At 36.8% G+C, this 10,614-nt stretch carries 10 protein-coding genes; all 10 read left to right on the forward strand.

The features are described 5' to 3' along the window. The first annotated feature begins 55 nt into the window (after positions 1-55). Positions 56-589 (forward strand): hypothetical protein, encoded by a 534-nt coding sequence (locus HMPREF2571_RS09400; RefSeq protein ID WP_070847978.1) that lies wholly within the window; start codon positions 56-58, stop codon positions 587-589. Between the two features lie 132 nt (positions 590-721). Further along, positions 722-2,098 (forward strand): hypothetical protein, encoded by a 1,377-nt coding sequence (locus HMPREF2571_RS09405; RefSeq protein ID WP_070847980.1) that lies wholly within the window; start codon positions 722-724, stop codon positions 2,096-2,098. Positions 2,099-2,116: 18 nt separating this feature from the next. Then, positions 2,117-4,657 (forward strand): SspB-related isopeptide-forming adhesin, encoded by a 2,541-nt coding sequence (locus tag HMPREF2571_RS09410; RefSeq protein WP_070847983.1) that lies wholly within the window; start codon positions 2,117-2,119, stop codon positions 4,655-4,657. Between the two features lie 247 nt (positions 4,658-4,904). Continuing rightward, positions 4,905-5,558, forward strand: coding sequence for a hypothetical protein (locus HMPREF2571_RS09415; protein ID WP_002887254.1), 654 nt, complete (start codon positions 4,905-4,907; stop codon positions 5,556-5,558). A 12-nt stretch (positions 5,559-5,570) separates the two neighbouring features. Then, positions 5,571-6,140: a hypothetical protein gene (locus tag HMPREF2571_RS09420; RefSeq protein ID WP_002887252.1), complete on the forward strand. Its 570-nt coding sequence runs from the start codon at positions 5,571-5,573 to the stop codon at positions 6,138-6,140. A gap of 573 nt (positions 6,141-6,713) precedes the next feature. Then, on the forward strand, positions 6,714-6,962 hold the full coding sequence (locus HMPREF2571_RS09425; RefSeq protein WP_070847986.1) for a hypothetical protein: 249 nt from the start codon (positions 6,714-6,716) through the stop codon (positions 6,960-6,962). Next, positions 6,959-7,297: a hypothetical protein gene (locus tag HMPREF2571_RS09430; protein ID WP_070847989.1), complete on the forward strand. Its 339-nt coding sequence runs from the start codon at positions 6,959-6,961 to the stop codon at positions 7,295-7,297. The genes HMPREF2571_RS09425 and HMPREF2571_RS09430 overlap by 4 nt, the downstream gene beginning before the upstream one ends. A gap of 400 nt (positions 7,298-7,697) precedes the next feature. Beyond that, a complete protein-coding gene (locus HMPREF2571_RS09435) occupies positions 7,698-9,113 on the forward strand; it encodes a Y-family DNA polymerase (RefSeq protein WP_070847992.1) in 1,416 nt (471 codons plus the stop codon). Continuing rightward, the gene (locus HMPREF2571_RS09440) at positions 9,110-9,463 is read left to right on the forward strand and encodes a hypothetical protein (RefSeq protein WP_070847996.1); all 354 of its coding nucleotides are present in this window, start codon (positions 9,110-9,112) and stop codon (positions 9,461-9,463) included. Before HMPREF2571_RS09435 ends, HMPREF2571_RS09440 begins: the two co-directional genes overlap by 4 nt. 503 nt (positions 9,464-9,966) lie before the next feature. Beyond that, positions 9,967-10,614: hypothetical protein (locus HMPREF2571_RS09445; RefSeq protein ID WP_141760080.1), on the forward strand; the 648-nt coding region annotated here is incomplete at its 3' end.

Raw genomic sequence — 10,614 nt, forward strand, 5'->3', positions numbered from 1 at the left:
ACACTAATCTTAGTTTAAGAAGAGACGATACAAATATCTAAGAAAGTAGAAAAATATGAATACACCTCGTATTAACCGATTTTTAGGGGAATGGCTAGACAGACAGACTAGCCCAGACTTTTTTCAAAAAAGTTTGATTCTTTTAAATGCGTGTAACTTTATCGAAAGTAATGCAGATGCCATCCCTGGTCTTATTGCTCATAAAAAAAGTCCTCTACGTCAGCAATTAGATGAAGCTCTCGCTAGTCGTGGGTTCTGTTACCTTAAGCCTATTGAAGTCAATGCTCAAGACTCCATTGAAGTAGAAAAGTACTATCGATTTGAAGCCACACCTAAAGGTTCCAACGAACCTATTACTTACTATGGTCTAGGGGCGTATTTTATCTGCCGTGCTATATTTGAGAATGAATTCGATATTGATTCTGGCTTTCAATATGATAACGAAGAACTCTTTTATGAAGACATTGGATTTGATGCTCTATTCCATAATAGGTCTGTTTTTCTATTAGGAAACACACCCTCTGATGATATGGAGATATCTTGGCAAGAAGTTGGCATTTCAATGCGTAGACGGGCATTCAATCAATAAATTTCATGAATAGATTACAAAAGAGCAGTATGCTCTTTTTTTGTGTATTCAAAGGGTGTCACTGGGTTTGAGTCAGGGATGACTTTTGCTATCATCTAATTGTAATTTTTTAAGAAAGGAAATTGCTTATTCATGGATAAAAACAAACGTTCAATGATCCTAAAATGTGGAGCTTTTTTAACAGCTCTTTTAGCAGCAGGTTTGGTTAATAATGGAGTATCAGCAGACCAAACTGATGCGCCAACTGGACCAACAGACAATGCTACTGTTGCGACTGGACACTCCGATACACTTCTTTCATCAACACCAGCGACACCTGGTACCAATACCACAGATGTCCCAACTAATGAAGCTGAAGTACCTAAAGTTGACAGTCCAAAAAATGAAGGTGTAACAACTGAAACACCTAAAGTAACTGACGGTTCTACTGGTACTGGCGTAGCTACACCTACAACACCAAGCGTTACTACGCCAAATCATGACGAAGGGAAGACTTCAGAAAATTCTGAGGCTACACCTACGACTTCTGAAAATGCAAGTACAACTGCTGAAACGTCTACAGCTACCTCTGAAGGAAGTGAAGGAAACTCTACTTCTGATACAACTTCAACTGTATCAGAAACTCCTACCCCTTCAGAGCACACAGTAACAGAAACTCCTACTAAGCCTAACGCTACGGATACTGCTAATGCTAACCACAATAGTGAAAATAACACTAGCAGTAGCAGTGAAAGTTCAACAAATACTGTTAATGATAAAGGGTCAACGGTTGCCACACCAACTCCAGCACCAACTGAAGGGAATAACGCTTCAAGTTCTGAAGCACCTAGTGGCTCATCAACTTCAGCTGAATCTTCTTCAACAAGTTCAGAAACACCAAAAGTGTCTGATGGAACTTCTGGAACAGGTGTAAGTTTGCCAAGTAGCGAAGGAACAACATCTTCTGAGAAATCATCAACTTCTCCAGAACTGTCTGAAACTGCTACAAACACTCCTCATATTCTTGACGGAACCAATGGAACTGGAGTTTCTACGCCTACTGAACATAAATCAGACAGTCGTACGGAAATCACTTCAACTTCAGCAGCAACTTCAAACAAGGTAGTTGAGTCTCCTAAAACTGAAGAAGCTCCTAAAGTTAGCGACACGAATGTTCAAGAAACACCTAAACCAGGGGACGTTTCTCCTTCAACAAAACAAGTTGTACTTAATGTGACTCCTAGTCAACCAGTCGTTACAAATACTGGTTATAAAGTTGTCTCAACAAACAATAGTGATCTTGTCGTACAAAACTTCGATGGTTCTGTAGCCTCAGTTCCAGCTTCGCAGGCAGGAGGAGCAGTGAATGAGGATGGAACTGTCTCTGTTAAGACCGAGGCAGGAGAAATGGTAACACTTCCTGAAACAGGGGAAACTGGAACAAAACTCGTTACCTTTGGATTCTTGATTTTGGCAGCACTTGGTCTTCAACGAACAGCTGTGAAACAAGATAAATGGTACTCAAACTAAGAAAGGTGATTATTGAAAATGTTTAAAGACTCAAATAACACGAAAGGACATGGCTCTATTCGTAAAAATAAAGTCTATGGAGCTGTAGGTGTACTTGCACTTGGAGCTGCAGCAATCGTTGGGAGAACTTCCCAAGCATCCGCAAATGAAGTAACTGAAGCTCCTGTAAATTCAGAACCAGTTGCTACCTCACAAGCAAACGCAGACAGTCTTATGTCACAAGCTACAGCTGTTGCAACTTCAGATGTCTCTACTCCAACAACCACAGCGACTGCAACAAACACTACTGACTCACAACCTACTGAAACAGTAGCAGAAGTAGCCACTACACAACCAGTAAGCACTAATGATAATAATGCTTACGCTGAAAAGGCTAATACATCTACGGAAGCTGAAAAGGTAGCTATTGACAACACAGCCGTCACAGATACAGTTGCTACTGCCAAAGACAGTGGTGTTAAAGTAACACAAGATGCTACTCAAGATAAAGGGACACCAACTACAAGTGAAGAACTCGCATCAAAGCAAGCTGAAATCAAGGCTGACCAAAATGAACAAGTAGCCTCAATCAAACAAGCTACCCAGGACGCATCTGGTCGCCAATCAGCTTATGATGCAGCTGACAAAGCTCACGACACACTTGAAACTCAAGTAGACAAAGCGGTTAAAGATAGTAATGGACTTATTAAAGCTGAAGCTACTGAAATCTCAAGTGGGGATGGTAAAAATGTAGGTGATTACAACACCTATACTGAACAGGTTAACAAGCAGATTGCTTCGAACAAAGAAACCATCGACAAATTTAACAAAGATTATGCTGCTATGAAGGATAATGCTAACGTTAATGTTGATGGACGTGTGACAACACAAAATGTTGATCAATTGACTTACGGGAACTCTGTTCAAAATGGTAGTGTTAATCCAGACGGCACCTTCTCATTCACGCACGATATGAATGACTCAGCTAATGATAGCTTGGGTGTTTTGGGTACAGGTACCCTTAATGGTAAGGTTAATTTCACGTCTGCTGCTAACGGAGACGGTTCGACAACCGTAACACTTAATAGTCTCGATTTGTGGAACTATGCTTATACAAGTAACCGTCTGAATACTGGTGTTAACCAAAATCTTAACTACCACGTTTACACAGACGGAGAAGAAATCTACTCAGTAAACCATGATGGTAACTCTAGCTTTGCGGAAGATATCAATCGTAGTATTGCACTTAACAAGTCCTATGTCTTGAAACCAGGCGAAACTACTGGTATTATCCCAATTCTTAACATTGATGATAACTGGATTATCAATACTCATGGTCAGTTGAGTCTTGATTTCACTAATCCAAACGTGGTTCCATCAGCTACAGTTAAAAAGGTTAATGAGCCTGTTAAACCAGAAATTCCATCTGTAAGCTACCATGACTACAGTATGAATTATCAACCAACTGTAACTAAAACTGTCCTCAACAGCGACGGCGAAAATGTTAATGGTAAGATGATTCCGAAAAGTGATGAACTTACGTACGTTTTGAATAATGGAAACATTTTTGCCAATGCAAAAGTTGGCGATACCGTAACAACTCGTGATCCTCTTGAATTTGGAGAAGTTCCTAACATCGAAGCCAACAAAGCTGAAAATGAGGCTAAAGGTTGGAACGTTGACTATGATGATGCTTCTAAGACCTACACATTTACGGCTAAATATGAAGGTAAAACTCTAGAAGCACCTACAATCAAGTTTGTAGCAACTGACGATAACGGTTTCTACGATAATACTTATAAAGCTGGTCGTAATGGTTACGAAACCTTCTCTGATACTGTCACTAACAAGACACCAACGGCTCCAAAACCACATAAGTCTGTTACAGATTCAAAAGGAAATGACATCGACGGGAAAACTACTGACGATGATAAAGTCAACTTCCATTTGACGACTGACTACAGTCCGTATAAAGACATGGCCGCTTCTAAGAAAGCTCTCGAATTTGCACTTCTCGATGACGTGCAAGATGGTGCCTTCACTGTAGATGAAGATGCTATTACTATTGTCGATAGCAAGAACAAAGATGTCAAAGACCTCTTTGATATGTATCACGTACTGTCAGATGAAGGACGTACTGATGCCATCAACAAGATCCTAGATGAATCAGGTCTTAACCCAACTGGTGAGTTCTATCTCTGGGTAGCTAAAAATCCAGTTGATTATTACCAAGACTACATTCTAAAAAATAATAATGTAACAGTTAATCTCCCTGCTACATTGCAAGTCCCTGCCGGAACTAAAGTAGAAAATGACTTTTATCAAATTGATTTCGGTAATGCCTATAAATCAAACCTTGTTTCATTTGATACACCACCAGCAGCACCAGTAGGAGAGTCTGGCGGACCTACTTCTACCCCAGTAACTCCAGTAGAAGAAGTGCCTGTCCAACAACAAGCTATTAAAGTTCTTCCTAATACTGGTGAAAAATCAACTTCAACTATTGCTACTGCAGGTGCAGTTCTTTTAACTACTGCACTTGGCATGCTTGGTTTCTCTAAACGTAGTAAAGAGTACTAAGATAGCACCCACTTCTTAAAAATCCTTTTCCCTATTCTAAATTCATAATTCCCTAAAAACACAGCTCACAAGAGTTGTGTTTTTTTAGGAGGTGTCACTGGGTTACAAATAGATATTTGTTTTTCTATAATTAGGGAGTACTTTAAAACGAACTAGGAAGGAAGTTGTTGCTTATATGAGGACTGATACTTTATATTATTATGGACTTATGAAATCAACACCATATAAGTAGAAAGAAGGTGTCTTTTTGAAAAATAATAAATTAATGTTCATGTTACTGATGAAATGGTTTGCTGAAAGTATTTATTTTCTTGAAATCATATTTATAACAGCCACTTCAGTTCTGTTATTAGCAAACAATATTCTCAACGTTTCAACAAAGACGATTCATATTGTCGCCCTGGTATTACTGGTAGTTTATGTATGTATTGGTTTGTTATTAGCTAATCGAAAAAATAAATTTACGATGTCAGTTAATTACTTTAAATTGATAGGTGCATTGGCTTATATCGTACTTATCACCACTCTAAAAGGTATTGTCTTTGATATTCTGACACACCCACTAGTTACATTGGGGATTGCACTTCCTTATGTTGTAGCTATTGCCTTAAGAAACTTCAGCAAAGGTCAGATCAATAAAATCATTTTTGATGATAGACACAATGCAAATATCAGAGGACGATTTGACACCGTAGACAATATCAAAGAGTCGATGCGTTCATCTATTGCTAGTAGCATTTCTCATGAATTTAAAGGTCTTACGGAAATCAGAGATGAAAAGTTTAGACAAGATACAGAGGGAAATGTAGCTGGTATGTTCAAAGTGTTACTGAAATCTGGCTTTTGGGGGCTTAAACACATCCCATTGACTAAAGTAACACTGACATTTAACTTAGAATAAGAGGTAATCACGATGAAGAAAAATATTTTAACAACGGAACAAGCAAGTTTTTTGAAGCAGTACAATTTCTCACTATACCAGGAACGATTTGAGGTATTATGTGAAGCTCAAAAAGCTGAAAAAGAAGGTCAACTAACATTTGCCTCGGACGATGAATATAAAACATTCATTGATGCTGTAATGACTGGAGAATGGTCTGAAGAACTCTTTATGATCAATCTCTCAAATCCTATCGGATGCGAACACTTCCTTGCAGCACGAGAAGATGGCAATGGTGGACTAATTTGGGATGTCGTCGATTATAGTGAGGGAGATCGCTTCACTAAAGAACAAATTCAGACGATTGTTCCAGAAGCATATCGATATAGTGCCTTTATGGTCTCTGAGATTGCTGCAGAAAAAGACTGGGGTCCAGAAGCTCAACACCAACGACTTGAACAAGCTAAAAAGCAAGCCCAAGAACATGAAAAGCCTATCGAGAACTTTCCAAAACCTCGTGTAATCACAGATGAAGAAAGACAAGATGAACTTACACAAAGTTCTATTAGAACAGTAGCAGCAACCTTGAGACCTGCACAATAATCATAGGACTAGCTAAGGATAGCATATAATGATGCTATCCTTTTTATATAAAAACACCAAAAAGCGTTGAAATTATAAACCATTTGCGTTATAAACTATATGTAAGATTAATAAAGAGAAAGAAGTAAGATTTACGTGCTAAATTCAAAGAACACTCATGTTGAAACACAAGTTTCTAATCACCATTCACTTGTTGTTCTTCACCTTTGAGTGGGAAATCGGGGAATAACCCCTATATTCCTTCCACCTAGAATATAGGGGATGTTAGCAAAGTACATCAAAAAAGGTTATGAAAGTAAAATTTAAAGTAACACGCCATTCTTTCGACTGGAGGGGGCTTCTAGCTTACCTCTTCATTGGGATTATCATTTACTCTATCATCAAGTTGTTTTAATTTTTAGTCAGAACATAAGGAGGTTGACATGAGAGCAGAATGGGAATGCCATAACGTACAGTTGCTCGTTGGGAAAACGGATAGACATATATGTATTTGAGTATGGCAGTTAAGTTAGCGGATTTCTATAGAGTTAGTATGGATGTTTCTTCTAAAATTGAAAAGGATTAGAAAATATTATGTTAGAAAATATTGCTAATATTGTAACTATTTTAGGTGTAGGTTCAGTAGGAGTAGGAGCTTTAAAATTTTTACAAGATCACAAAGAAAAAAAAGAAGCTGATAAAGTACAAAGGAAATTGGAAAAATTAGTTTTATTAGCTACTATGCGAAATGCAATTACAACATTTTCATCAACTAAACATGATGATTTAAAAAACCTGAGATATGCACAATATATAGATGAAGAAAAAAAGTTTATACAATGACCAATGAGGACGAAAGGAATCTACACTATTTAGCATATCTTATAGTGATACTTCAGGATTTAAAATATAATTTTGATTGGGATCAAGATAGTTTCGATGAATTGAATACAAATATTCCTAAAATATTATCTTCTATAATTGATCAACAACAGACTTTGTTGGCTCTTTCGACAAGTAAACAAATTATAACGTTTTTACATTCTGTAAATGAGATGTCTAATCATTGGGCTATCCATGCTTTTCAAGAAGAAGACGGTGAGTTCGAAGCACCAGCAGAGATAATCCTTAACCAATTATATGATATCTATTACAGTAATTATATGAGCTTAGAATAATTTTCTAGTGAACTTTTGTCCACTTTTTCTCTACAATTACGAAACCAACATCGTCTAGTTCAAGCTCTACTCAAGCAACTGTTAGTGAATCAACTCAGAGTGACACCAAAACGTTAGCTGGAAGTGCCCCAACAACACCTGCGCAACAATAAGATGCTACAATTCCCGAATCATAAAAAGAAATAATGTTAAATCCTGAATATCATAGCTATATTGATGAAAATGGTTATAACTCGATACTTCTTTTAAAATGAATTAGAAGACTACTGAAAACGCCAATTACACAGCTATTGGTGTTTTTTTACGATCAAAGACTATTGGCAACACTGTAACACTTGAAAACCTCACCAAAATAGTCTATACTTTTGTTAGTTTATATACTAACAAAAAGAGGTGACACATGGGATATTTTGATTACACTAGGGAACCTCGCAGTGATATTGCCTTTATTGATATGAAGTCTTTCTATGCTAGCGTAGAATGTGTTGAGAGAGGGCTACATCCTCTAAAGACTTCTCTATGTGTTATGAGTAGAGCTGATAACTCTGCAGGTCTTATCCTAGCTTCTTCACCAATATTTAAGAAAGTGTTTGGGAAATCAAACGTAGGAAGAGCATACGACCTCCCTTTTGATGTTCAAACAAGAAAGTTCTCGTATTACAATGCCAAGAAACAAGGACTAAGTACGGATCCAGAATACGTACGATTCATTGAAGACTGGGCAAAAGTGACTTTCATCGTTCCTCCCAGAATGGATGAGTATATCGCAGTTAATATGGAAATCCAAGGCATTTTTCAAAACTATGGTAGCCCTAACGATATTTACCCTTATTCTATAGATGAAGGTTTTATTGACCTGTCTAGTTCTCTTAATTACTTCGTTCCAGATAAGCAGTTGTCACGAAAGCAAAAACTTGACCTTATTTCTGCAAGGATCCAAAGGGACATCTGGAGACAAACTGGCATCTATTCAACCGTTGGTATGTCCAATGCTAACCCATTACTTGCTAAATTAGCCCTTGATAATGAAGCAAAGAAAACTCCAACCATGAGAGCTAACTGGTCCTATGAGGATGTGGAGAATAAGGTATGGTCTATTCCTAAGATGACAGATTTCTGGGGCATCGGTAAAAGAATGGAGAAACGCTTCAACACGTTAGGTATCCACTCAATCAAAGACTTGGCAAATGCCAACCCAGATATCTTGAAGAAAGAACTAGGAGTAGCTGGCCTTCGTTTATGGTTTCATGCTAATGGTATTGATGAAAGTAACGTTCATAAGCCCTATAAACCCAAATCAAAAGGTCTAGGCAACTCCCAGGTTCTCCCTAGAGACTATTTTAGACAACGTGATATTGAAATTGTCCTTAGAGAGATGGCCGAGCAAGTTGCTATCCGATTGAGAAAGATAGGCAAGAAAGCGACTGTTGTTTCTATACATCTTGGCTACTCTAAGCATGAGAACAAGCGTTCTATCAATACTCAAATGAAAATTGAACCAACGAATAACACTGACCTGCTGACAAACTATGTGTTGAAATTATTCCATAATAAATACACTTCAGGGGCAATCCGAAGTGTAGCGGTTAATTATTCTGGGTTTGTAGATGAATCTTTTGGATTTATCTCACTATTCGATGATGTCGAACAAATTGAAAAAGAAGAAAGGCTCCAGACAGCAATAGATTCTATCAGAGACCAATTTGGTTTTACCTCTCTGCTAAAAGCTAATGCACTTGATAGTGCATCGAGAAGTATTGCCAGAAGCAGGCTCATCGGAGGACATTCTGCTGGAGGATTGGATGGTTTAAAATGATTGATCGTTCCTATTTGCCATTTCAAGCGGCAAGAGAATACCAGGATCCAGGGATGCAAAAGTGGATGGGGTTCTTTCTATCCGAGCATACCTCATCATTACATGCTGCTAAAAATCGTGTTGACTTCTCAACAGACTTAAGTAAGCCTCAGAAACTCTTATTACTTTCTCAACTCTATGCCAACCAACTTAAAGGTCAGTTCACTATTAAACATCGTGATAAAAAAGTTACTTTATTTGGCGAAGTGAGAGAAATGGATAAAAAAGAAATATATATAAAGACTAATAATAGATATAGTTTAATAAGGATTGATGATATTCTACAAATTCAACTAATGCGAAATCAGTAAATTTGTAGAAAACTTATTACTCTCTGAATGCTAATTCTTTAATAAACAATCACATAGATTAAAGTTATTTAATTTTACTGAATTTTACAGAGCTAATCTATTTTAGTCTTCCATTATCCTTATTAAATGATATAATAAAAACAATTACTACAAGTAAATGATGATAGTATTAATATCTGAACTATTAATTTTGAATTAAAAATACGAAGACATTTTATTTTATAGTACCTATTACATTTTTAGTGGATGATTTATCCTACAAAATCCTCCATAAGTCAAGGCACTTACAGGCAGAAATGCTATGAAAATCTTTGTATATGTGGTTATAAATGTTCATCTTACAGGCAAAGGGTAGTTATTTGTAGACCAAGCAAGGGTAAATTATATATGTTTATACTTTTCCAACAAAATATTTATTGCAATTCCCCACCAATACATAGGTAGGCTAAAATAACATACAAAACATAAATCTTTATGAAAAAGAAGTCAGGAGGTAAAGAGATTTGAAAAAAATATTCTTTAGCATTCTTGCAGGTATCCTCCTTCTTTTCACTTCTTATAATATTGTTTCTGCTGACCAGGAAGTTAAAGCTTCAATAAATTCCAATGGGCAGGACACTATTACAATTAATGTTGAAAACCAACAAGAGCGACCTTTAGAAAATTTAAGTTACCAACTAGACTTACCTGAGGGTTATGAGCTAGTGGATAGTCTACCAACCTTACAAGAATTAGGGAGCCACCAAACACATAAATTTGATGTAAAAATTAAAAAAACGTCAAAGGCTCTGCCAAGTACTGGAGAAACTTGGACTAGGTATACCTTAATTGGTATATCAATTATAAGTTTACTCTTGGTTGCTTACTACCTTTCTAAAACAAGAAAATTTATATTTTTTATTTTCTTTATAGTTTCTCTACTAGGAATAGGAGGCTTCGTAAAGGCGGCCCCTACCTATAAAGAATTCTCAGTGAGTCATCGAATTAGTTTATTTGATAATACAATCCCTGTAACTTTACATATTTATTTTGAAGATAAACAACCATCAAAAGTTGATGTGTCTAAACAAAATTCGGAAAAAACTCACTCTGAAGAAGAAGTGGAAAATCAAGAAAAGGAACCTAGTCAACCTACTGTCAGTGAGAACACT

The organism is Streptococcus sp. HMSC068F04 (genome assembly GCF_001837455.1).
Classification (GTDB): domain Bacteria; phylum Bacillota; class Bacilli; order Lactobacillales; family Streptococcaceae; genus Streptococcus; species Streptococcus salivarius_D.